The organism is Streptococcus sp. AM43-2AT (assembly GCF_003603405.1).
Classification (GTDB): Bacteria; Bacillota; Bacilli; order Lactobacillales; family Streptococcaceae; genus Streptococcus; species Streptococcus ilei.
On record NZ_QTND01000004.1, the window covers coordinates 147,636 to 166,106 of the forward strand.

General features: G+C 39.1%; 36 protein-coding genes and 2 pseudogenes. 3 read left to right on the forward strand and 35 right to left on the reverse strand.

Features of this window, described 5'->3' with window-relative positions; all coding sequences use genetic code 11:
- Nucleotides 1-8: 8 nt before the first annotated feature.
- The 35 genes and pseudogenes from DW930_RS09040 to DW930_RS09185 form a co-directional block, all read right to left on the reverse strand.
- Nucleotides 9-212, reverse strand: a complete 204-nt coding sequence (locus DW930_RS09040) for a hypothetical protein (protein ID WP_123159856.1) — start codon at nt 210-212, stop codon at nt 9-11.
- Nucleotides 213-391: 179 nt separating this feature from the next.
- Nucleotides 392-1,261: a capsid protein gene (locus DW930_RS09045; RefSeq protein WP_123159857.1), complete on the reverse strand. Its 870-nt coding sequence runs from the start codon at nt 1,259-1,261 to the stop codon at nt 392-394.
- Nucleotides 1,262-1,284: 23 nt separating this feature from the next.
- On the reverse strand, nt 1,285-1,848 hold the full coding sequence (locus DW930_RS09050) for a phage scaffolding protein (protein ID WP_123159858.1): 564 nt from the start codon (nt 1,846-1,848) through the stop codon (nt 1,285-1,287).
- Nucleotides 1,849-2,051: 203 nt separating this feature from the next.
- On the reverse strand, nt 2,052-2,243 hold the full coding sequence (locus DW930_RS09055) for a hypothetical protein (protein WP_123159859.1): 192 nt from the start codon (nt 2,241-2,243) through the stop codon (nt 2,052-2,054).
- Nucleotides 2,244-2,364: 121 nt separating this feature from the next.
- Nucleotides 2,365-3,450 (reverse strand): annotated as a pseudogene (locus DW930_RS09060) (phage minor capsid protein); the annotation flags it as partial.
- A gap of 2 nt (nt 3,451-3,452) precedes the next feature.
- Nucleotides 3,453-4,964 (reverse strand): phage portal protein, encoded by a 1,512-nt coding sequence (locus DW930_RS09065; RefSeq protein WP_279387283.1) that lies wholly within the window; start codon nt 4,962-4,964, stop codon nt 3,453-3,455.
- 15 nt (nt 4,965-4,979) lie between these two features.
- Complete coding sequence (locus DW930_RS09070) at nt 4,980-6,287, reverse strand: PBSX family phage terminase large subunit (RefSeq protein ID WP_123159861.1); 1,308 nt, start codon at nt 6,285-6,287, stop codon at nt 4,980-4,982.
- A complete protein-coding gene (locus tag DW930_RS09075; RefSeq protein ID WP_123159862.1) occupies nt 6,277-6,759 on the reverse strand; it encodes a terminase small subunit in 483 nt (160 codons plus the stop codon). Before DW930_RS09075 ends, DW930_RS09070 begins: the two co-directional genes overlap by 11 nt.
- A 212-nt stretch (nt 6,760-6,971) precedes the next feature.
- Complete coding sequence (locus tag DW930_RS09080) at nt 6,972-7,421, reverse strand: ArpU family phage packaging/lysis transcriptional regulator (protein WP_123159863.1); 450 nt, start codon at nt 7,419-7,421, stop codon at nt 6,972-6,974.
- A 9-nt stretch (nt 7,422-7,430) separates the two neighbouring features.
- Complete coding sequence (locus DW930_RS09085; RefSeq protein ID WP_123159864.1) at nt 7,431-7,793, reverse strand: hypothetical protein; 363 nt, start codon at nt 7,791-7,793, stop codon at nt 7,431-7,433.
- A gap of 423 nt (nt 7,794-8,216) precedes the next feature.
- A complete protein-coding gene (locus DW930_RS09090; protein ID WP_123159865.1) occupies nt 8,217-8,396 on the reverse strand; it encodes a hypothetical protein in 180 nt (59 codons plus the stop codon).
- Complete coding sequence (locus tag DW930_RS09095) at nt 8,393-8,581, reverse strand: hypothetical protein (RefSeq protein WP_123159866.1); 189 nt, start codon at nt 8,579-8,581, stop codon at nt 8,393-8,395. Before DW930_RS09095 ends, DW930_RS09090 begins: the two co-directional genes overlap by 4 nt.
- Entirely contained in the window at nt 8,581-8,967 is a 387-nt protein-coding gene (locus DW930_RS09100) for a YopX family protein (protein WP_123159867.1), read from the reverse strand. The genes DW930_RS09095 and DW930_RS09100 overlap by 1 nt, the downstream gene beginning before the upstream one ends.
- Nucleotides 8,951-9,229: a hypothetical protein gene (locus tag DW930_RS09105; RefSeq protein ID WP_123159868.1), complete on the reverse strand. Its 279-nt coding sequence runs from the start codon at nt 9,227-9,229 to the stop codon at nt 8,951-8,953. The genes DW930_RS09100 and DW930_RS09105 overlap by 17 nt, the downstream gene beginning before the upstream one ends.
- On the reverse strand, nt 9,219-9,437 hold the full coding sequence (locus DW930_RS09110; protein WP_123159869.1) for a hypothetical protein: 219 nt from the start codon (nt 9,435-9,437) through the stop codon (nt 9,219-9,221). Before DW930_RS09110 ends, DW930_RS09105 begins: the two co-directional genes overlap by 11 nt.
- Nucleotides 9,427-9,675 carry a hypothetical protein gene (locus DW930_RS09115; RefSeq protein WP_123159870.1) on the reverse strand — a complete coding sequence of 83 codons (249 nt, stop codon included), beginning with the start codon at nt 9,673-9,675 and terminating at the stop codon, nt 9,427-9,429. The genes DW930_RS09110 and DW930_RS09115 overlap by 11 nt, the downstream gene beginning before the upstream one ends.
- The gene (locus DW930_RS09120; RefSeq protein WP_165851223.1) at nt 9,672-10,256 is read right to left on the reverse strand and encodes a DUF1642 domain-containing protein; all 585 of its coding nucleotides are present in this window, start codon (nt 10,254-10,256) and stop codon (nt 9,672-9,674) included. Before DW930_RS09120 ends, DW930_RS09115 begins: the two co-directional genes overlap by 4 nt.
- The gene (locus DW930_RS09125) at nt 10,249-10,521 is read right to left on the reverse strand and encodes a DUF1372 family protein (protein WP_123159872.1); all 273 of its coding nucleotides are present in this window, start codon (nt 10,519-10,521) and stop codon (nt 10,249-10,251) included. The genes DW930_RS09120 and DW930_RS09125 overlap by 8 nt, the downstream gene beginning before the upstream one ends.
- A gap of 99 nt (nt 10,522-10,620) precedes the next feature.
- Nucleotides 10,621-10,902 carry a hypothetical protein gene (locus tag DW930_RS09130; RefSeq protein ID WP_123159873.1) on the reverse strand — a complete coding sequence of 94 codons (282 nt, stop codon included), beginning with the start codon at nt 10,900-10,902 and terminating at the stop codon, nt 10,621-10,623.
- Nucleotides 10,903-11,304: a hypothetical protein gene (locus DW930_RS09135; protein ID WP_123159874.1), complete on the reverse strand. Its 402-nt coding sequence runs from the start codon at nt 11,302-11,304 to the stop codon at nt 10,903-10,905.
- An 8-nt stretch (nt 11,305-11,312) separates the two neighbouring features.
- A complete protein-coding gene (locus tag DW930_RS10480) occupies nt 11,313-11,489 on the reverse strand; it encodes a hypothetical protein (protein ID WP_165851224.1) in 177 nt (58 codons plus the stop codon).
- A gap of 11 nt (nt 11,490-11,500) precedes the next feature.
- Nucleotides 11,501-11,926 (reverse strand): annotated as a pseudogene (gene ssb, locus DW930_RS09140) (single-stranded DNA-binding protein).
- 15 nt (nt 11,927-11,941) lie between these two features.
- Nucleotides 11,942-12,589, reverse strand: a complete 648-nt coding sequence (locus DW930_RS09145) for a hypothetical protein (protein ID WP_123159875.1) — start codon at nt 12,587-12,589, stop codon at nt 11,942-11,944.
- A 3-nt stretch (nt 12,590-12,592) separates the two neighbouring features.
- Nucleotides 12,593-13,246 carry an ERF family protein gene (locus tag DW930_RS09150; RefSeq protein ID WP_123159876.1) on the reverse strand — a complete coding sequence of 218 codons (654 nt, stop codon included), beginning with the start codon at nt 13,244-13,246 and terminating at the stop codon, nt 12,593-12,595.
- A gap of 10 nt (nt 13,247-13,256) precedes the next feature.
- Nucleotides 13,257-13,730, reverse strand: coding sequence for a siphovirus Gp157 family protein (locus DW930_RS09155; RefSeq protein ID WP_123159877.1), 474 nt, complete (start codon nt 13,728-13,730; stop codon nt 13,257-13,259).
- Entirely contained in the window at nt 13,714-13,851 is a 138-nt protein-coding gene (locus DW930_RS10485) for a hypothetical protein (protein ID WP_165851225.1), read from the reverse strand. The genes DW930_RS09155 and DW930_RS10485 overlap by 17 nt, the downstream gene beginning before the upstream one ends.
- Nucleotides 13,848-14,039, reverse strand: coding sequence for a hypothetical protein (locus DW930_RS09160; protein ID WP_123159878.1), 192 nt, complete (start codon nt 14,037-14,039; stop codon nt 13,848-13,850). The genes DW930_RS10485 and DW930_RS09160 overlap by 4 nt, the downstream gene beginning before the upstream one ends.
- The gene (locus tag DW930_RS10490; protein ID WP_165851226.1) at nt 14,029-14,175 is read right to left on the reverse strand and encodes a hypothetical protein; all 147 of its coding nucleotides are present in this window, start codon (nt 14,173-14,175) and stop codon (nt 14,029-14,031) included. The genes DW930_RS09160 and DW930_RS10490 overlap by 11 nt, the downstream gene beginning before the upstream one ends.
- A 10-nt stretch (nt 14,176-14,185) precedes the next feature.
- Nucleotides 14,186-14,437 carry a hypothetical protein gene (locus tag DW930_RS09165; RefSeq protein ID WP_123159879.1) on the reverse strand — a complete coding sequence of 84 codons (252 nt, stop codon included), beginning with the start codon at nt 14,435-14,437 and terminating at the stop codon, nt 14,186-14,188.
- Between the two features lies 1 nt (nt 14,438).
- Nucleotides 14,439-14,582 carry a hypothetical protein gene (locus tag DW930_RS10495; RefSeq protein WP_165851227.1) on the reverse strand — a complete coding sequence of 48 codons (144 nt, stop codon included), beginning with the start codon at nt 14,580-14,582 and terminating at the stop codon, nt 14,439-14,441.
- A gap of 48 nt (nt 14,583-14,630) precedes the next feature.
- Nucleotides 14,631-14,972, reverse strand: a complete 342-nt coding sequence (locus DW930_RS09170) for a hypothetical protein (RefSeq protein WP_123159880.1) — start codon at nt 14,970-14,972, stop codon at nt 14,631-14,633.
- A gap of 12 nt (nt 14,973-14,984) precedes the next feature.
- Nucleotides 14,985-15,122, reverse strand: a complete 138-nt coding sequence (locus tag DW930_RS10500) for a hypothetical protein (protein ID WP_165851228.1) — start codon at nt 15,120-15,122, stop codon at nt 14,985-14,987.
- Entirely contained in the window at nt 15,119-15,913 is a 795-nt protein-coding gene (locus DW930_RS09175) for an ATP-binding protein (RefSeq protein WP_123159881.1), read from the reverse strand. The genes DW930_RS10500 and DW930_RS09175 overlap by 4 nt, the downstream gene beginning before the upstream one ends.
- 3 nt (nt 15,914-15,916) lie before the next feature.
- Nucleotides 15,917-16,738, reverse strand: coding sequence for a phage replisome organizer N-terminal domain-containing protein (locus DW930_RS09180; RefSeq protein WP_123159912.1), 822 nt, complete (start codon nt 16,736-16,738; stop codon nt 15,917-15,919).
- Nucleotides 16,739-16,779: 41 nt separating this feature from the next.
- Nucleotides 16,780-16,995 carry a helix-turn-helix transcriptional regulator gene (locus tag DW930_RS09185; protein ID WP_123159882.1) on the reverse strand — a complete coding sequence of 72 codons (216 nt, stop codon included), beginning with the start codon at nt 16,993-16,995 and terminating at the stop codon, nt 16,780-16,782.
- A gap of 164 nt (nt 16,996-17,159) precedes the next feature.
- On the opposite strand from DW930_RS09185, the gene DW930_RS09190 reads away from it, so the two are divergent.
- From DW930_RS09190 to DW930_RS09200, 3 genes are read left to right on the forward strand one after another with little or no spacing between them, the layout of a single operon-like run.
- Nucleotides 17,160-17,525 (forward strand): helix-turn-helix transcriptional regulator, encoded by a 366-nt coding sequence (locus DW930_RS09190; RefSeq protein ID WP_123159883.1) that lies wholly within the window; start codon nt 17,160-17,162, stop codon nt 17,523-17,525.
- Nucleotides 17,522-17,899 carry an ImmA/IrrE family metallo-endopeptidase gene (locus DW930_RS09195; RefSeq protein WP_123159884.1) on the forward strand — a complete coding sequence of 126 codons (378 nt, stop codon included), beginning with the start codon at nt 17,522-17,524 and terminating at the stop codon, nt 17,897-17,899. The genes DW930_RS09190 and DW930_RS09195 overlap by 4 nt, the downstream gene beginning before the upstream one ends.
- A 14-nt stretch (nt 17,900-17,913) precedes the next feature.
- Nucleotides 17,914-18,453, forward strand: a complete 540-nt coding sequence (locus DW930_RS09200) for a hypothetical protein (RefSeq protein ID WP_123159885.1) — start codon at nt 17,914-17,916, stop codon at nt 18,451-18,453.
- Nucleotides 18,454-18,471: the final 18 nt, after the last annotated feature.

Consider the following 18,471-nt stretch of genomic DNA (forward strand, 5'->3'; position numbering starts at 1 on the left):
GAGGTTGACTATGCTTCAACCTCTTCTGTCTCTTCTTCGTTATTGTCAACCCGTACTAGAAACGGGCTTGCTTCTGGGTGCGATAAAGCACCACGTTTATTCAAATCATCTGCAGTCTTAACTGGTAAGTCGTAGATTTCACCTTCAATAAAGGATTGATCTAATTCATCACCCGTGAAGACAACATTTGATGTTGCTTTAAATTTAGCCATCTAGTCACTCCTTCTCTTCTTTCTCACTGGTAACAACTTGATGACCAATGTTTTTGTTTATTTCTTCTGCTCGTTTTTTTGTAACATCAATGATTGAGCCTTCTGCCACAAATTCATCTTTTACGATATCCCAAAAATCGCAGAGAACCTTAAACTTAGCGATCTAAATCACCTCCAAATTACCCTCCGGGTACTAACTTAGCCTTGAGAATACCTACTTTGTTTTCATCAGCAATATACTTACCGTACTTGCCAGCACCTTGGATAGCTACACCGTAGAAGTCATCTGCATCAATAGTACGAACAATTTGCAAACCAACCCCAGCGATACCCACACCATCTGCAGCGAACATGACTTGTTCACCGGTTTGGAAGTACTCGTCTGGTGTTTCTTCTAGTACAAAGCCTTTGAATTTGTACATTGTTTGGTCATCAATGTTAGCAGATGAGTTTTTGGCGGTCGTAGCAAGTTTTGAGTCAATCAAGAAGTCATAAACATCAGAAGTAACATAAGCCACCCATGCGATATTCTTAGAAATTTTGTTGTTGACAAATTTCTTGTGAGCAGTAGAGAATACTTTTGTCACACCCTCTTCTGTAAGTTGTCCATTGATTGTTTCGCTTGCATTTTCTGACAATGCTTTAGCAAGCAATTCGTTGATGTATTCTGTTTGTGCCAGAGCGTTTTCTTCCAAGCGTTCTGCCACTACTTTGTCTGCTACATCGTTAACGGTTACGTTGTCGATACCTTCATGGATAGAGATAGGTGCTTCGTAAGGTACAGTCTTATCAATTGATTTAATTTCTGTACGTTGACCGAAGCGGTTGCTTGAACCAGTACCAGTTCCAAAGGCCACGTTTTCGCCTTTGTCGTATTTCTTAACAACTGCCTTAGTGTTGTTAACTTTCAAATGCAACATTGTGTCAGAGTCTGAAACTCCGTCAAAAATCTGGATTTGACCACCGAATGATCGCAAGAAACGAGAGCGTGTTTCAGTGATTTTAGCCAGCATGGTCATGTATTGTTTTGTATATAGTTTTGTAGACATACTACACTCCTTTGTTTTAAAATTTAGTATTTGCTCAAGATTTCATCAAAGGCATCACCTTGTTTATCCGAGCCAGCGGTAGGATTGCCACCGACTGTAATATTCGGTTGCGGTTGTGGTTCTTGTGCTTGGAATAAGTAAGGGCTTGTCTCTCGTAGACCATTGATCGTATCGTCTAGCAAAGGTTTGCCAGCTTCATCAAGTTCAATCTTGTCTAAGTCGATAAACTTCATAAGATCATTAGAGTTAAACGCTCCTACATCTTTCAAAGCTAGAGCCACTGCATTAGTTTTGGTCACTTGCGCAAGGTTAGCTTCACTATCTAGCTTGTATTGCTCAAATTGGGCTTGTAAGTCAGCAAGTTGTTGTTTGCTCTCTTCACTCGCTCCCTCTTTGGCTTGCAAGTCCTTGATAGCTTGGCTTTGTTGTTCAAGTTGGCCTTTTAATGTTTCGTTTTCAGCTTGTAACTCTGACTTAGCTTGTGTCTTTGCATTCTCAATCCCTGCACCGTACGCTTGCATGATATTGTCAATGACTGCCTTGTCTTCGATACCAGCTTCTACTAACATTTCTCGTTTTAAACTCATTGTCTAAAACTCCTCTCTTTTTACGTCACATGGACAAGATTTGCTATTTTACGTTTAGCCAAACGAACACGCCCAGCAAGGTGCGACCTTGCGACTGTAGGAGACGACCAGCCTTTTCACAAAAATGAGCGCAAAATAAAAACCGTAACAATGTACGGTCTAGCGGTCTATTCCCACCCGTCAAGATATGGATCACCTCCTATCTATTTAGCAAACCATGATTTCTTGTGCTTCTTGATAGTTTCCAAGTCTTTATTGACTTTATCCAGTCGCTCATTTGTAGCTTGCACATTGTGAGACACGACTTTTTCAAGCCGTTCTACAATGTTCCAGAGTTGATTGTTCTGGTCAATCAAAAAGTTCATTGTGCCTTTTTTCTTAATTCGCTTGTTCATCACTTCCTCCTAGCTTTCTTTTTAAAATTGTTTCTGTTTTAGCCTCTGAAATAGGATTGCTGTAGTATTTCTCTCTGCTGTAATCACGATGCAAGAATGGCTTACCGGCCAAGTATGACCGCATAGCCCCTTGTTGGTTTCTTATTTGGCTCTTGTACTTGTCTATCAAGTCCTTGTCACCTAACTTCTTAGCTACGTGTAGAAACTCCTTAGACCGTCTTATTTTGCGTTCTAAGGCTCTTTGTTTGGCTTGTGCATTAGCATTCGCTATAGCCTCGCTAGGGCTTATATCCTTGACGTCCGGCCCTAAGTCTGGCAACTCATTGAAGCCTACTACAAAAGGCGTTATATCATGCCCGCAGTTAATACCCAGACACCCAGCGGGTGTACCGTATCCGTGGTCAGCCATTGATAAGATAGTGATGCCATCTTCTTCTCTCTGTGGGCCATAGGTTACTATTTGGTGTTGTAAGGGTGCGCAAGCCTCTCTGGCAGTGGCCTTTTTAGAAAAGTAAAAGGTGTCAATATCAAATTCTTTAGCTGGTGCGGTTCGCATTTCACGAAAAGCCCGCTTGACCGTTGACCTTATAACCGTTCTAGCGTAACTATCAGCTTTCCATTGTTTACCTTGGCTATCAGTAAAACCATAGAAGCCCTTATCAAACCATTTCATGATAGTGTCGTTTAAGGCTCTCTCTGGCGTTGTAATACCTGTTACAACCTTACCCACACTTTCCTCTATGACTGATTGAAAAACGCTTCTCACGCTCTCTGGTAGCGTTGTATTGATGAGATTGTGTACATCTGTCAAGGCTTGGTTAGCATACCCAGCTAGATTGTTTTGAATTTCCAGATTATCGTCAAGATCATCTGCTCCTAAAGTCTCTGCTAGTTGGTCTCTGGTGGTCTTATAAACCTTGTAGCCCTCTCCTTCGATAACGCTCCTTAATTGCTTCTCTGCTATTCCAGAATATTCAGCAATCAGCTTCACATTGTCAGCATTGAGCAAGCCCATCTGGTTCATCTTCTCTAACTGCCAGATATAAGGATTTTCAGCAAGGCTTACCGACCCACGTTCCAACAGTCTATCCACCACTTGGTCGAAGAGTTCAAGGGTTAACTTGTGATAAAGTTCTGATACTTGACTAGCGTCTAGTGTGAGTTGCTGGTCATTCAACTTTATCTTTCTGTTAGCGCTAGTCTTCATGCTTATTCTCCGTAAATGTCAATGTCCGTCTGGTCACGCTCGCTATTAGCCTCATCTAGCGTGTGTCCGTGGACTTCACTTTCAATCTTCATCGCTTCTTCTGGTGTCACGTTCAGCACTTTCTCAATAGCCATTGCATGAGTTCCAAAGCCAGCGGTAACTACCTTGATCCAGTAGTCTAATTCAGCGTTGCGATCAGTAAATACGCCATCATCAAGATTGATACTAATATCTTCCATGTCTGGAATGTTGCCATTGTATAGCTTGTATGCCTTAGCGAGTTCAAGCATGGACACTATCAACTCTTTCAATGAATGCTCAACTAGACTTACGATACTGTTGCGCATCTGGTAGGTGTCAGAGTTCTCTGATACAATTTCAGTAGCAGTCTTCATTGATTTTCCATCAAAGCTAAACATACCAGCGGATACGCCTATTTGCATCTCAAAGAGAGCCAATCCCTCATTAATAGCCTTGATATAGTCATCTGATCGAATAGGTGTAGTTAAGTCTGTGATGCTTACTGGATTGTCAATGCCACCACCATCTAGTTGTTGATAAACATTTTGACCAGCTTCAAACTCACGTCTAACAGTGACCTTGTCGCCTCTTTGGTCAAATTCAGTTTTGACTAATTGAGCTGGTACTAATACCCGTCTTTGACCCATCTTCACTTCCCACATAAATTCATCATATGTTGTGTTGATAAAGTCAATCGTAGTCTTAGCATTATCAAAGATAGACAAACCCAAAGGGCTGTTAATATCCTTGTTATTCATCCCAGAAGGTTTTAAATACGTAAACAGTGGCCGTGATAGGTTCTTCACTTCCACGGTCTCCTCTAAGTCCTCATAGATTTCAGATAGTGGTACTCGTGAGCCTACAATTTTTTGATTGTCCGACTTATACAACTCATTCGTGATTGTATAATGTCCATCTTTCTTCCACTCATGCAGTTCAATGAGCGTATAGTATTTCTGTTTCTTACCTTCTGCCTTGATTGTCTTGGTTACGATTGCTGCAGAAGAAATATCTTGCGTGTTCGACTGCAAAGGGAGAAATACTGGTGCTTGTACGAATGAAATACGCACCTTATCTTTATCAATGTAAGGACGCATAGCAAGACCACCAAGAGCCAAACAACTTTCAAGATAACGCTCGAAGTTCTTCAAAAAGCGGTCATTTTTAAATTGCTCTTGAATAAACTCATTAGCTTTTTCATCATCCACTTTGATTTCTGCTTGTTCATTAAATACAAGGCTAGCAATCTTCTTCGATGCAGTGCGAGCCAGTGGCAAGTGATTGAAATCACGCTTGCATACTGTACCGTTGCTATCCTTGTACACTACCTTATTAAACCGACCAGCAAAGTAGTTTAGGTTCTCTCTAATTCGGTTGTATTCGTCCTCCGATACTGCTATCTTTGGGTGGTCAGTGATTTTAGTAAGGTTTTCTGTTGTCATTACGTATTTTCCTCTTTTAAAAATATCCTTAATGGTTTCAATTATTCCCATTCTTTCTATTGCTCCTTAGGCTTTTAAGTCCAGCATCTGTGCATTGTCCAAGACGAAGTATTGTAGCGCATCGCACGTATGGTCTTCCTCTTTGATGACTTTTGGGTCATCATTCATGATTGATTTCTCTTCCCACTGATATTTCTTGTGTTCTTCTATGAAGTATTTAATATTGTTTTCTGTTGGTAAATAAAAAAATCGCCCTTCTGCTAGAAGTGACTGCACATATTCGGTCATGACTATTTTCTTCTTCTTAGCTACTGGATGCCAGCGCTCGCCAAAGTCTTCATAATACTGATTTCTCAAAGCCCCTTCCGCACTATCTATTGTCATGTTTAGAATAGGCACATTAGGGAATTGCTTGGCTTGCGCTTCTACAAAGTCATGTAACTCTTTAGACAAGATGCTAGGCGCTTTCTTGTGAGTCTTACCCGCTGGACTGTAATAATAGTTATCAATCAGATACACATTGTTAGCATTTGTTAAAACTAGATGCAAGCAAGTGGTAGCAGACTGTTGATGCCCACTATCGACTGCAAAGAATTGACCTATGACACGCTCATTATCTGGTACTTTGTCCGCTTCTTTAAACAAGGCCATGTTATACACGTTCGTACCAAGTCCGACTGGCTCACCCAGATAGATATATCTGTAATAGTCGTAGTCATTCTCTTTGATACGCTCAATGTCTTCTAGCATCTGTTCTGTAACAAAGCCCAGTCTATCATCAAGATAAGATGACGAATGCACTAGATAGCTATCGTTATCTTTCAATTCCTCTGCCCACTCATTGATCCATGAATACGGGTTGCGTGGTGGATTGTACGACCAGAAGAATTTCACAAAGCTAATGTCAGGATGCTTCTGACGCATAAAGGTTACATTTGACTGGTCAAAATCTTCTTTGTTACTAAACTCTGCTGCTTCCTCATACCATACCGCTATAATGTTCCCAATGTCATTTGATTTCAATTTCTGAAAATCATCTTGACCGTAGAAGTAGAAGCATGAGCCAGTAACCGTATCTTGTATTTTAAAAGGTGATACCGTGGCTTTAAATCGTCCAGACAGACCAAACTTATTCAATGCCCACTGTATTTTAAGAAACACACTATCACGAATAGTATTCCCGACTTTCCGAATAACAACCACATTCGCCTTTTTACCAGCAATCAGAAAAGGTATCATCATATAGACAAGTAACAAGGCTATCACGGATGATTTAAAAGAGTTTCGCCCGCCTTTTAAAACATTATAAGGTTTGCTAGTAGTCCAAACACTCTTAAAATGAGGGTTCACATTTGACTGGATGTTAACTTTCATCTTTCGACCACTCGTCTATGATTGTGATATTCACATCCGATACCGTACCTTGTTCCATCTGTGTCCGTAGCTTCTCTATTTCGAGCTCCAACTTCTCTGCTTGCTTAGTAGTTGGGTAGCGTTTCAGAATTTCTTGAATAGCCTTGATAACAGTCGCATTGTCAGCCTTTTTAGTCAGTCTCTGGACTTCACCCGTTGCTGGGTTCATAAGCAAGACTTCTTCGTCTCGCTTGCCTCTAGCTATGTCAGAGAGGATTGATAAGGCTTCCTCTGCACTCATGATGTTCTTAGCTTGCAGTTCTGCCATCTTTTCTTCGATATAGGCTTTAATTTCTAGTTTTTTCAAGTTTTGACCGGCAATTCTACCAGCGGTCTTTTTGCTATACCCAGCCTTGATAGCAGATTGTGTAGCATTCCCAGAGATGATGTACTCCTCTGCAAAGCGTTGTTGTTTTAGCGATAACTTAGCGATGTTCCATCACCTCTTTTCAATGCAAAATAAAAAACCAGATTATATCTGGTCTAGTTGTACTAATTAAAAGGCAAGGTGAAACGTAACTGTAAAATGAAAATAACTAATCATAAGGAGATACAAAATAGTTTAACCGGAGTTCTTTGGCCTACTGTGTGTGTTGTTTTTACTTATCCTTGTCTTAATACCATAATACCACATAAAATAGACCATTAACTCCCACAAATCTCTTGAATATCTCCCAAATTAAAGGCTAGCAATTCTCCACCCTTATACGCTTCTGCAAACTCATAGAGTGCTTGATCTAACAACCGATAATACTCGCTAGACGAATAGCCCAAAGCTGGGTATATCTCCTTGTCTTGTTTAAACCGTAACCGACAATATCGCTCAACTAAAATCTGCGACAAGTTAGCATCTGACAATCTGTTGATAGCATCTGCGATGTGTTCAAGTTCTTGCTGGGCGCTTACCCGTCTAAGCACCATGTTTTCAGTTTGACGACTTGGAGAAGATGGGGCACTCTTTGGCTCTAGTGAGTATGTAGCAGTCACCTTTGGACTGTATTCTTCTCCAGCGATCCGCAAATAGTTTCTGTACGTTTTGAGCGTTCTCTTTGCATTCTCTTTTGTTTTGTTTTTCAAAAGTTCACTAAAAAACATTATCCCTCCCTAAAGTGTATCCAGTAGTTGTTGTTGCAATCTAATTCTCTTATATTGCTTGCGTAGCTTATACGTTGGATCATTCATGATTTCTTCACTGTGCCTATTAAAAAACTCTTCAATCATTCGTTCATGGTTTCCGTTGCTTACTTGCTTAATCTTCAAAAGGTTATACAAAATAGCTGGCTCTATGTATCCTTCAAACTGCAACACGATTGCAACCGATGGTATCTTGTTTTTTCTCTTAGAAGCATAAAATTGGTTCTCTGCATAGTCTGGGCACTTACATTTAAACCAATTCGCTAGCCGTCCTTTCTCTTCTTTAACTCGCATTACTTCCTTGTAAAATAGCTCTAATGCTTCACTTTCCATTCTTCATATCCCTCTCTTAAAATCAAGCCCTTGGCACACTGGATGTTTTTGAATTATCATGATTTTATATATTTTTGATTTATGAATTTAGAGAGGCATCTCCTTTCGTTTATATTAGCCCTTTAAACTCTATGACAGTTTGACCCAACCATAGAGTAAGCACACGGTCAAGTGCTACATGATAGAAACACGTTTAGAAAGAAAACTCCTTTTTTATTTTTTTTTAGTTTGACCGTAAGAGTGCGAGTGTTAAGAGTAAAACCAAAGTTTAATTATTGATTTCCTCGCACTGTATGACCTACTAACCGATTAAAGTTAGTAAGCCTTGTCTTTCTGCCACTTAAGACTGATATTCTATTTGTATTACAGTATTTTTTCTATTTATTTTTTTTGTGGCATATGACTATAGAAGGGGCGAACCCTCTACAGCCCTGATAGCTCCTCAATTTGTCTATCTAAATCTTTTATTTTTCGGCGCAACCACTCACGGTTAGCAGTAGCATTATTCTTTCCGACTGTCTCGCATAATTCACGATATGCGTTCTTGTCTTCTAGCTTTCGTTGGTATTTATTGCGGGTGGTCACTAGTTCTTCTAGGTTCATTCAGCATCTTCCTTGACTGTGACTTTATAACTCATTCCGTTTTTTAATTTGATTGGGATTACTACCTTTTTCGCACCGTCAAATACAATAGTAGCTAGAGCTTTTAAAACATTTTGACCAACCAACACTTCCAAATCAAGCGTGCTTTCAGTAATTGCGTTGTACTCTCTGTTGCCAATTTCCATCACTCCACCTCCAATAATCCTGTATTTTCGTAAATGTTGCCGATAACCTCACAATTAGTATGCCGTAACCACAATTCGCAACCGTGTTGGTTAGATTCAAGACGATATGCTCCTCCTCGATGCCTTATAATTTCGTAATAAGTGAGGTCAGAATAGACATCCTTAGCCATTTTGACTATATCCCCTTCAAAGATTTCTTGCCCATCTTTATCAAGCACCCCTGTTGATTGCATGAGTTCGATTTCTTCTACAGAATATTGGAAACTTACTCCACCTACCGTTCTGCGCCCAATAAACTTAAGATTTCCTTCGAAAAAAGTCAGGTCACTAACATCATCAACCATTACATTATATTGTTTCAACCACGCTCTAAATTTTGGAATCATCTTGCACCTCCTCGGCATTTTTAAGAGCAAATCCAACTCCATACATTAACAAGTAATTTTGAAACCTTACAAAGTCTTCAATCAATTCAACTTCTTGTACATCGTATTCAGCGATTTCATCCAAAAAGTAATATATATCATCATGTTGCACACTGCCGTATCCAGTTTTTGTGTGGTTCATTTCAAATTCGTAACCATCTACATCGATTATGTAATGAATGCCATCTATCGAATTTTCGTATTTATAATCTTTAATAATCATCACTTCGCCCCCGATTTCTTATCAAAACCTTTTCAACGTTATATAACGTCCCCAAAGTAGTTGGAATCATACGTGGAATCTGTGCGTCATGCGCTTTAAGACATATCACGCCTTTCACAAAATCCACATAAGCCACTTCGTCAATATCTATACACTCTTCAACCCACCCATATCTTGTGAATGCGTCTATAAATACACTATCGCTCATTCTTCCGCCCCTTTTCTCTCATAAATTTAGGCATATCACCACAATATTCATCACAAAACCAATACTTTCTACAACATTTGTCGTAGTCATATTCTTCTTTAACCCTTAATTTTTGTTTTAGTGCTTTTCTGTATTTTTTATTACATGAAAGCGAAAAGTTTTCATCATGTTTATTAAACCAAGCCATGAAAAATCTGAAAGAGTATAGGTAATGTTTTCTTTTTTGTCTAAGGTTCATTCTTCTACCTCCGCAATCTCAATGCCCTCACAATTGAATACCCAGCCAAAACCGGCGTCTTCAAGCTCTTTGCGGGTGTGTTTTGCACGATAAGAAAAAGCCTCTTCACGCCCACTAAAAAACCAATTATCGGTTTTTATATTGTGCTTTAAATATCTGGCAGAAGATGTTATACCTTTCATCTTCACCAGATACCGCTTCTCTTTCTCGACCTCGTAGCCGAATTGGTGCATATTGACAAGGATTTGGAATGGCTTTGTATGTTCATCTACTAGCCATTCTTCAAATTCGCTCAATTCTTTTTCCTCATAGATGGAAGGCATCAAGTCGATAGATTGAAAAAGAGCATTCTCAAAATCATCTTTGTTTTTCTCGTACCAATCTGCTACGAACTGCGGTACTACCAGTTTTTGCGGTACTCTATCCAAAACAATACTTCCCCTTTCGGTCTTCAATTCTAGCGACACTTCATTACTCTTTGCGCTTTCTGTTATCGAAAAAATAGGTAGTGTGTATATCGTATTTCTTAAGCACTCATCCAATGTATTGCTGATATGTTCAATCAACTCTTGTTTATTCATGCTGCCATCCCTTCCCAATAATTGCTCTATCATACTGCTCTTTATTCACCAAAAACTTGCCATAACCACTAACCGTGATACTGTATCTATTCCCGTCAAACTCCTTGCCAGTCACAATACCAGCAAGACCAGAGCCAGCATTATCAACTTTATAGATAATTTCTGGCCGTCTAGCTTCTAGACTTTTAATTTTGTCTGCTTGTTCAGCAATCAAATAAAGTAGGCAGAATAAGCAGAGATAAATAAATATGTTATTTTTTTTCATCTTTCACCTCGATTTGCTACTACTGCCAACCCGATAGCCCAGAAGAGGGCTACAAGATTAGTAATTCCGATGATTGACCATAAAATTAGTTCCATGTTCTCACCATAAAATACCTTTAAATTTCTTCATTTCCTCTTTGGAGAAATCTTGTTTTAGAGTTACTTCAAATTCTTTAAGGCCAAATCTATCAGAGGATAGTTTACTTGTATTAATGCTTCCAGAGGCGATGTTCTTAGTATTTGGAATGTAAGTTTCAACAATATTTCCTAGGGCAATAAAGGTCTTACCACCATCTGCGCTGAATTTCAAACCTATTGGATAGCTGTTATATAATTTACGACACTTCTTAATCAATCGTTTTCTTGTTTTATTTAAAGACATCTATTCATCTCCTGTCTCCATGATTTCTAATTTGATTTTGTAATTATCTGTGCCAGACTTCCCACCGTGTAAGAAGCTAACCTCTTTGATAATGTTGTAATTATCGTCTGTCCAAAATTCTGCATCTGTCAGACCGTCTAGCAATGCTTTACTAGTGGGCGACCAGTTCGGAGGGTCATACTTTCGCATCGTTGGAGAAAATATAACCACTCGCACCTTGCAAGGCTTATCCTCGCTAAAAGGTAACCCGTACCAGTCTTTGAGGGTGTTTTGACCCTCGTATTTTGCTAATTCTCGTAGAAAGCGTGTTATTTTAGCTTTCTGTTGAAAGTGCAGTCTGTCATTAGCAGAAATCATCTGCTTGCGAGATAATTCAAAAGTAAGTATGATAGGTTCTTTCATGTTCGCTCCTAATCAAGTGCCACCAATCGTCTGCCCTTATTATGGCTTGTTCGCTTCGTGTAAGATGGTGTGTTGTAAAAAGCAATAGTCTTTGGCTTCACACCAAACTTTTCAGCAAGCTCTTTTTTTGTTCCGATTTCTAGCAGTTCATCGCCCTTATATAAGGCATACACTTTAGATTTCATCTGCATACCTTTTAGAAGGGCAAATCGCTATCAAGGATATCCATTGGATTGCTTTGCATTGCCCCATTGCGTCCAAAGTCTGGCTGGCTATCCCCTTGCGATTGATTGCCACGCTCTTTTTAGCTTTCTAAAAGTTGGAAGCTGTCCGCTACAACCTCTGTCACATATACCCTTTGACCTTGCTGGTTTTCATAATTTCGTGTCTGGATGCGTCCAATGATGCCGATCAAAGCCCCTTTTTTAGCCCAATTCGCTAAATTTTCAGCTTGTTGACGCCAAATCACACAGTTAATGAAATCTGCTTCACGCTCTCCATTTTGGCTTTTGAAATTACGATTGACAGCCAAGCTAAAAGTTGCTACTGCTTGATTGTTTGGAGTGTAGCGTAATTCTGGATCTTTGGTAAGTCTCCCGACAAGTACGATACTGTTTAACATTTATTAGTTTCCTTTCTAGTCCAGCCCATCATATAGGCTTTTTCCTAACTCTTTTTCAAAATCTTTTTGATTTTTAGGGTCTAGCATTGCTAGATTTGTTACAATTTTTATTTTCGTTTCTCTGCACGGTTGATATCCATATCGTGCATATCTCATAACTCTGTTGAACGTACTCACTGGATATATCATTTCATCATCAATAACCAGTCGTTTTGTGTGCAAGTGTTCAAAAAAATCTTCATGGAAAATTATTTCAAACACTGCCATATAATTTTCTTCGTCGACATTGTCATAGTTTTTATAGTAAGCAAATTTTGTTATTGTGAAATCAAATTCAGAAATAACTTGTTTAGGTTTCCCAAACGTGCTTTTTACAAGCTCTAGTCTCACTTTTTCCTTGTTCGAATATACCGACCAAACTTTTTCATTTTCATATACAAATCGCCAATCACTCGGATGTTCTTTCATTTCCTTTTTATAGTAAGAAATAGCTTCCAAGCAATCTGCTTTATTTTCGAAAAAGATATCAACATCTTTCACTCGCTCGTTATTGAAAATATTTTTAAAACACCCACCAGCGATATATCCTTTATGACCTATCAACAGTTTATCTAGCCACCACAACTGTCTGTAGTTGTAAGTGTCAGCGATTTTAAAAACCATCTTTTATCCTTTCAATTTTCCTAAAAGCATTTCTGCTTGCTCTACTTGTGATTGTTTAATCTGCTTGTAGTCTGCTACGTTTAAATGTTGCAAGAACCATCGAGCGATTGAACCATCTTCTTTTCCTTTTGCTTCTGCAATAATAGCGATCTCTTTCAAATAGTAGTTGGCTTTTTCGATTGAGATAACGGGTTCATCTTTCTTCTTTGCGGGTGCTTGCTTTTGGTTTGCTCGTCCACTTTGGATATAATCGGCATCCGTGTCAGCATCCTTGCTATCGTCAATCAAGAACATTTGACTTAATGCATACTTAGTAGCGTAACTTTGTGCTCCGCCCGATACTTGAGAAGCATCCATACCTTTTTTTGTGCGTTCTTCCCTTGCTCGCCCGATAACTGTAACCATGTTTTCACTATCCCAATCCATGAGCGAAACAGTAACTTTAGTGATAAGTTCGCTTGCCAATTCTTCAGTCGTTACTTCTGAAATCAAGCACGTTGCACGATATTTCAAACAGATAGGCTTCAATGCTTCTTCAATATCTTCTGCGTTTCGATAGTTATACTTACCGAAAGAGTTATACTGATTTTTAGGCGCTTTTAACTCATTTTGAATATTCGCCAATTTTTCAAAAATACTTTGTTTTTTTTCTACCATTTCTAAATTCCTATCTGATACTCAAATTCTTACGTTCTACCAATTCAGCGCCTAAAATTTCAAGTCCGTTTTTCAAGTCTTCTTTCAAGCGCTTCTTGTCAGCTTTCCACGTTGCGAGTTTGTAGGCTTCTGGAAGGAGAAAGTCATCTACTTCCACGGCTTCTGATTTTCTGAATGACACCTTGAATAGCGTTGTGTCAACTTTCTCATGTCCAGTCAATTCCATGCTAGTCGCTAAATCTGTTTTCATCCGCTCTTTCTTCGACTTGTCAGCATCGTTTAACTTCTTCAAGCGGTCAATTTCATTTTTACGGGCTTCAATGTCTGCATCAAGGTTTTTCATGACTTTGACATATCCCTCTACCTTGTTTTCGTAGTCTTCTGTCCAGTCAATACTCTCCAGTGTGTCTAGTTTGGTTTCATCGTCCATGTCCATGTCATAGATTTGTTGATAAATTCCAGTTAGTTCATATAGTGTTGCCATTGTATTCTCCTTTTAAAATTTCATCTTCCACCCACTGGTCATAAATCGCATCTTCATCCTCATAAGGTTCTTGATACGCCTTGGGTGGTGTACTTAGCCATGTATCATAATCAAACATCATTCATTCTCCCGATAGATCACCGATTTATAGAGTTCAAGCAGTTCATCCATCTTTTTAATTTTCTTTCTGGCTTCTTTGATCGTGTCGATATTCCATCTGTTGATAAGATTATGATGCTCATTGATGCGCTTCAAGTGTGCTATCTCTTCTGCTTGCTCTTTGATGAGTCTTGATTTTCTAAAAAACATCGTTCAATTCCTCATGTAGCTTGAATACTTCGGTCTCATATTTCAACCGACTAGCCATTTTCAAACGCTCTAAGCGTGTAGCTTGTGCATCTGTTAAGTAAGTCTTTATTGCCTCGTGCATTGCTTCAATCGTCATATCGCACCTCTTAGCAAGTTTTAAAATCGTTATCGCTCACCGAATACTTGCGATATTCTGCCAAGTCATCCCACACGCTCGATTTGATTTCTTGCTCATAGCCTTTTTGAATTTCAAGCAGTTCATTGATTTTAGCTTGTTTGCGTTGCTCTTTTTCTTTTTTCTTCACATCTAAGTAGCAAGTCACAAACCCAGCCACAAAGAAACTAACTGCGATCAACCCAGCCCCTAACAACTGGCTTGTCAATGATGGTTCTAGCATTTTATATCTCCTTATTTATGCGTCTAATAGCGTTGTAATAACCGCTATCCTTTGGGATAATGTACCCCGTCAAGTCTTCTAACTGGCTACCGTCTGTCATCACATTAATGATGCGTGGTTTCCATTGATTTTTTGATTTTTCCATGTTATAATGTCCTTAGGTTTTATCTCTGCCCTTTTAGTATTCGCTGTACTAAAGGGCTTTTTTATTTTTCCAAAAGTCTTCAAGATCAATAGATTGAATAATAGATAGGTTCTTCTGCTCGGTCAATATTTGTCGCTTGTAAGGGCCTAGCCCCTCACTGCGTTCTTCTTCATTCCGTGGGATATAGTAACCATTCGGATTGAATTTCTTAGCTACGATAGGCACTCTGAAATTAACCCGTAGACTTTCCACTATATTTTCAAGTTGTCGCTTACTCACCCCAAACCGTCCTCTAATACGATGCGCTGGGATAGGTTCTTCACAAGTTCCAGATAAAATCTGACTGAATACATTTGCCTCTAGCGTTGTCATGTCTCGACTAATTGTCATATACTCTCCTTTCTAACTCAATGCACATAGCATCAAGTCTTTAATTTTCTTTTCAGCAACTACTGGATCACTTGCCAGTAGTTTTTCTTTTAGCAACTCTGATAGCGGGTAAAACATCCGTTCAAAGAGTTTGATATCTTCTTCAATCAAAATGGTAGCTTCCTCCTATCCTCTGCATTATCTGGATACTTAAAGTACAAGTCACGCCCACCTTTTGTGATACGACTGACTAGGCCAGTTTCAAAAAGTGATTTCATTTCTGAACCGACTAAGTTAGTAGTGATGATCGTCGCTTCTCGCTCGTCTAATAAGCTATACAGGAAGTCCTGCTTCCACTGTGCATTGTCAGACCGTCCTAAGTCATCTAAGACCAGATAATCAACCTTTTTCAATAACTCAAGCCATTCATTGCTAGTCATTCCCTCTTTCCGGTTGAAAGAGTTTTGAATTTTGATAAATAAAGCTGGTAAGTTGATAAATAAAATACTCTTAGGTAGACTGTTAGCTTTCCAGTCAGCGTTTAGCTTGCTTGCTACTGCCATCGCTAGATGCGACTTACCTCGTCCAGCCTTACCCATGATAAGAGCGTTGCCCTTGCCATCGTGCAAGTAATGAGACACTAGTCGTAGTGCGTAGTTTCTGGCTTGTTGGTCTATCTCATTAGACACTGTAAAGTTTTTAAAATTCGCTTTCTTTAGGCCACTTGGAATAATGCTATTCTTATCTAGCACATCATAGGTAGTGCGTAGTGTGGTAGCAATTTCTGCTTGGCCTATCTTTTGTTTTTCCTCCTTTTCCATCTTTTCCCTCTGACACTCTGGGCAAAAGGTTCTATTCCTTTCTTCCTTGAGTGGGATATCATCATTTAGAGACCATTTGAAGCATTGATGTATGTCACAAGTCTCTTGCTCGTTGATATGATAGACAAGTGGTAAATCCATAGGCTACTCCTCCTCGTCTTCTTCCCAAGGTAGCTTGTCAGTGTAAGGACTAAACACTGGGTTCTTAATTGGATAAGTTCCAGTGTATTCAGTCTTGTTTTGTTTGACTTGTCGTTTCTTCTCATGCTCCTCAACTTCTTCTAGCGAGGTAAAACCTTCTTTCTTCCAGTTTTCCAAAATTGCTTTTAGATATTTAAAGCTAGGTTGATGAGTTTCAGAAGTTAGATCAATAGCACGATTGAGCATTTCAAAAGTCATTCCATCAAGTCCGACATAGTCTAATAATTGTTGATGTTGTTTTTCCGTCAGACGGACACCACTCTGTTTCAAGTTGTTTGCTAAACTTGGACTTAGAGAAAATCTATTATTATTATCTATCTCTATATCTTTATCTATCTCTATATCTATATCTCCATTACACTTTGTTACTTCGGTGTTACATTGTAACGCTTTATGGTTTTCTCGATGCTTACGAACCCTACGGGCACTAGCAGTTTCACTACCTATCATTTCTGGCACTTGCTCCAGATTGAATTGATAGTTATCGGAAGTGGTCAGCAGTTTTTTCTTAGTGAGGAACATCAAAGCCATTCTGATTGCTTCTGGGTCTTCATCTATTAGTAAGGATAATTCCTCTGCCAGATCTTCTGCCAAGCCTTCAAAATAAATTTTTCCTTCATCTCCGAGACTAACAAGCATAATTTTTAGATAGATGATTGTTATTTCTTCGCCCCCCGGCAACTTTCTCATAAGTTTCATTTCTTTTGATTTAAAGAAATCTTCTTTGAGTTGCAACCAGTAGTAGCGCTTGTTTGAAAATGCTATGTCCACCATCTCCTTTCTATTTACTTTCTGATTTGTCGCATTTATGCGACTGTCTCGCTAAAAAAAATGGCCATAGCTTCATCTTTTGAAAGATTGAGGGCTGACACGATCAAATTAACTTCCTTGATCGAAAAGTTGCCATTTTGCTTCATTTTGCGGTAAAACGTGCTTTTTGTAATACCAATTTTACTTGCAAGTTCTTCTTGCGTGGTATTTTCTTCTACGATTTTACCTTTTAACTTTGATACGTTAACCATGTGTGCTCCTTTCTTTTTGTCGCACTTCTGCGACTTGTTGAATTAAGTATAACATGACAAAAAGTGTTTGTCAACAAAAAAATCGCATTTTTGAAACTTTTTTTATTGCATTTTTGAGACTAAAGGTGTAAAATTAGTGTGTAATATATAGGAGGCGAAAAATCATGAACGTTGGAGAAAGAATAAAATTAAGACGAAAAGAATTAAAAATTTCTGCTGACACCCTCGCTGAACGTGTGGGAGTTTCACGCTCGACTATATTTAGATACGAAAAAGGCGATATTGAAAAAGTAGGCCCAGAGGTGCTTAAAAAGATTTCTGAAACTTTGAATATATCACCCGCTGACCTCATGGGGTGGGAGGATGAAGCGAAAAGTGAAATTGGTTCAAGTTCATCTTCCGACTATTCAGAAACCGACTTACGCAAGATGGCAGAGAATGCTAAAACATTTGATGGCAAGCCTCTTAACGAGAATGATATACAAGCGATCCAGAACATTATAGAAATTTACTTACAAGGCAGATTATGAGTATTGAAGAAATTTGCGATCTTCATGGTGTCCGAATAGCCTATTTTGACAAGGAATTATGGCATAGGCACGGCATCTATGTAGATGAGATAAAGATAGTATTTGTTAACAAGGCACTATCTAGTGACGCACAGAAAAGGGTCATATTGCACGAATTAGGCCACTTAAACCACACCGAGGCCAATTATGCTAATAACCCGATAAAGTGCGAAAACGAGGCTAATAGGGCCATGATACACGAATTATTAAGGGAGGAATTAAACCAGATAGACAAGGAAGACTTCAACTACTTAAACTTTATGGAAAGGCACAAACTAAAATCAGTGACCGATGAATTGATGGTCATTGATGAATTTTATAGGCTAGTGGGATAGCCTGGGAGGTAAATATGAAAAAGGTAACATTTATGGCGATTGCAGCACTCACACTCTTAATAGCTGGGTGCGGTCAGCAAGAAGCAGATACAGACCAAGGCCAAGAAGAAACAACCGAGCAAGTGACAACTGAGTCTAGCTCTGAAGAATCAAAAAAAGAAAAGGCTTGGGAGTTAGTAGATAAGGCTAAAGCCAAAAGCAAACAAGAAAACCAAGGAGAGGAACAGTATAGAAAAGCCACTGGGATAGTTAGTGGCAATAGACCGCTACTAGATCAGTTTGCGAACTCTTACAAGCAATGGCTTGACTCAAGTCAAATAGAGGTATACTATCGTAGCGATAGAGTGGCGGTATTGCTACCAGTCACATCGTCTGAATTGACAAATGACCAGTTACATCAGACAGCGGACGGCCTACTTAAAATCAAAAACGATGTCGAAAAGACATATAAAATCACTGATAAAGATTTTACGGCACCGCCCGTTTATGTGCATGATACGAACGAGGTACAGCTTGCACACGAAGAAAATGGCGTGATGATTTACGACAAATAAAAAAGCCCCACGCTCTCA

Excerpts from the sequence above, each read along its gene's own strand:
- DW930_RS09040 (WP_123159856.1), bottom strand. The coding sequence starts at position 212 with ATGGCTAAATTTAAAGCAACATCAAATGTTGTCTTCACGGGTGATGAA.
- DW930_RS09045 (WP_123159857.1), bottom strand. The coding sequence starts at position 1,261 with ATGTCTACAAAACTATATACAAAACAATACATGACCATGCTGGCTAAA.
- DW930_RS09050 (WP_123159858.1), bottom strand. The coding sequence starts at position 1,848 with ATGAGTTTAAAACGAGAAATGTTAGTAGAAGCTGGTATCGAAGACAAG.
- DW930_RS09055 (WP_123159859.1), bottom strand. The coding sequence starts at position 2,243 with ATGAACAAGCGAATTAAGAAAAAAGGCACAATGAACTTTTTGATTGAC.
- DW930_RS09065 (WP_279387283.1), bottom strand. The coding sequence starts at position 4,964 with ATGGGAATAATTGAAACCATTAAGGATATTTTTAAAAGAGGAAAATAC.
- DW930_RS09070 (WP_123159861.1), bottom strand. The coding sequence starts at position 6,287 with ATGAAAGTTAACATCCAGTCAAATGTGAACCCTCATTTTAAGAGTGTT.
- DW930_RS09080 (WP_123159863.1), bottom strand. The coding sequence starts at position 7,421 with ATGTTTTTTAGTGAACTTTTGAAAAACAAAACAAAAGAGAATGCAAAG.
- DW930_RS09085 (WP_123159864.1), bottom strand. The coding sequence starts at position 7,793 with ATGGAAAGTGAAGCATTAGAGCTATTTTACAAGGAAGTAATGCGAGTT.
- DW930_RS09090 (WP_123159865.1), bottom strand. The coding sequence starts at position 8,396 with ATGAACCTAGAAGAACTAGTGACCACCCGCAATAAATACCAACGAAAG.
- DW930_RS09095 (WP_123159866.1), bottom strand. The coding sequence starts at position 8,581 with ATGGAAATTGGCAACAGAGAGTACAACGCAATTACTGAAAGCACGCTT.
- DW930_RS09100 (WP_123159867.1), bottom strand. The coding sequence starts at position 8,967 with ATGATTCCAAAATTTAGAGCGTGGTTGAAACAATATAATGTAATGGTT.
- DW930_RS09105 (WP_123159868.1), bottom strand. The coding sequence starts at position 9,229 with ATGATTATTAAAGATTATAAATACGAAAATTCGATAGATGGCATTCAT.
- DW930_RS09110 (WP_123159869.1), bottom strand. The coding sequence starts at position 9,437 with ATGAGCGATAGTGTATTTATAGACGCATTCACAAGATATGGGTGGGTT.
- DW930_RS09115 (WP_123159870.1), bottom strand. The coding sequence starts at position 9,675 with ATGAACCTTAGACAAAAAAGAAAACATTACCTATACTCTTTCAGATTT.
- DW930_RS09120 (WP_165851223.1), bottom strand. The coding sequence starts at position 10,256 with ATGAATAAACAAGAGTTGATTGAACATATCAGCAATACATTGGATGAG.
- DW930_RS09125 (WP_123159872.1), bottom strand. The coding sequence starts at position 10,521 with ATGAAAAAAAATAACATATTTATTTATCTCTGCTTATTCTGCCTACTT.
- DW930_RS09130 (WP_123159873.1), bottom strand. The coding sequence starts at position 10,902 with ATGTCTTTAAATAAAACAAGAAAACGATTGATTAAGAAGTGTCGTAAA.
- DW930_RS09135 (WP_123159874.1), bottom strand. The coding sequence starts at position 11,304 with ATGAAAGAACCTATCATACTTACTTTTGAATTATCTCGCAAGCAGATG.
- DW930_RS10480 (WP_165851224.1), bottom strand. The coding sequence starts at position 11,489 with ATGAAATCTAAAGTGTATGCCTTATATAAGGGCGATGAACTGCTAGAA.
- DW930_RS09145 (WP_123159875.1), bottom strand. The coding sequence starts at position 12,589 with ATGGTTTTTAAAATCGCTGACACTTACAACTACAGACAGTTGTGGTGG.
- DW930_RS09150 (WP_123159876.1), bottom strand. The coding sequence starts at position 13,246 with ATGGTAGAAAAAAAACAAAGTATTTTTGAAAAATTGGCGAATATTCAA.
- DW930_RS09155 (WP_123159877.1), bottom strand. The coding sequence starts at position 13,730 with ATGGCAACACTATATGAACTAACTGGAATTTATCAACAAATCTATGAC.
- DW930_RS10485 (WP_165851225.1), bottom strand. The coding sequence starts at position 13,851 with ATGATGTTTGATTATGATACATGGCTAAGTACACCACCCAAGGCGTAT.
- DW930_RS09160 (WP_123159878.1), bottom strand. The coding sequence starts at position 14,039 with ATGTTTTTTAGAAAATCAAGACTCATCAAAGAGCAAGCAGAAGAGATA.
- DW930_RS10490 (WP_165851226.1), bottom strand. The coding sequence starts at position 14,175 with ATGACGATTGAAGCAATGCACGAGGCAATAAAGACTTACTTAACAGAT.
- DW930_RS09165 (WP_123159879.1), bottom strand. The coding sequence starts at position 14,437 with ATGCTAGAACCATCATTGACAAGCCAGTTGTTAGGGGCTGGGTTGATC.
- DW930_RS10495 (WP_165851227.1), bottom strand. The coding sequence starts at position 14,582 with ATGGAAAAATCAAAAAATCAATGGAAACCACGCATCATTAATGTGATG.
- DW930_RS09170 (WP_123159880.1), bottom strand. The coding sequence starts at position 14,972 with ATGACAATTAGTCGAGACATGACAACGCTAGAGGCAAATGTATTCAGT.
- DW930_RS09175 (WP_123159881.1), bottom strand. The coding sequence starts at position 15,913 with ATGGATTTACCACTTGTCTATCATATCAACGAGCAAGAGACTTGTGAC.
- DW930_RS09185 (WP_123159882.1), bottom strand. The coding sequence starts at position 16,995 with ATGGTTAACGTATCAAAGTTAAAAGGTAAAATCGTAGAAGAAAATACC.
- DW930_RS09190 (WP_123159883.1), top strand. The coding sequence starts at position 17,160 with ATGAACGTTGGAGAAAGAATAAAATTAAGACGAAAAGAATTAAAAATT.
- DW930_RS09195 (WP_123159884.1), top strand. The coding sequence starts at position 17,522 with ATGAGTATTGAAGAAATTTGCGATCTTCATGGTGTCCGAATAGCCTAT.
- DW930_RS09200 (WP_123159885.1), top strand. The coding sequence starts at position 17,914 with ATGAAAAAGGTAACATTTATGGCGATTGCAGCACTCACACTCTTAATA.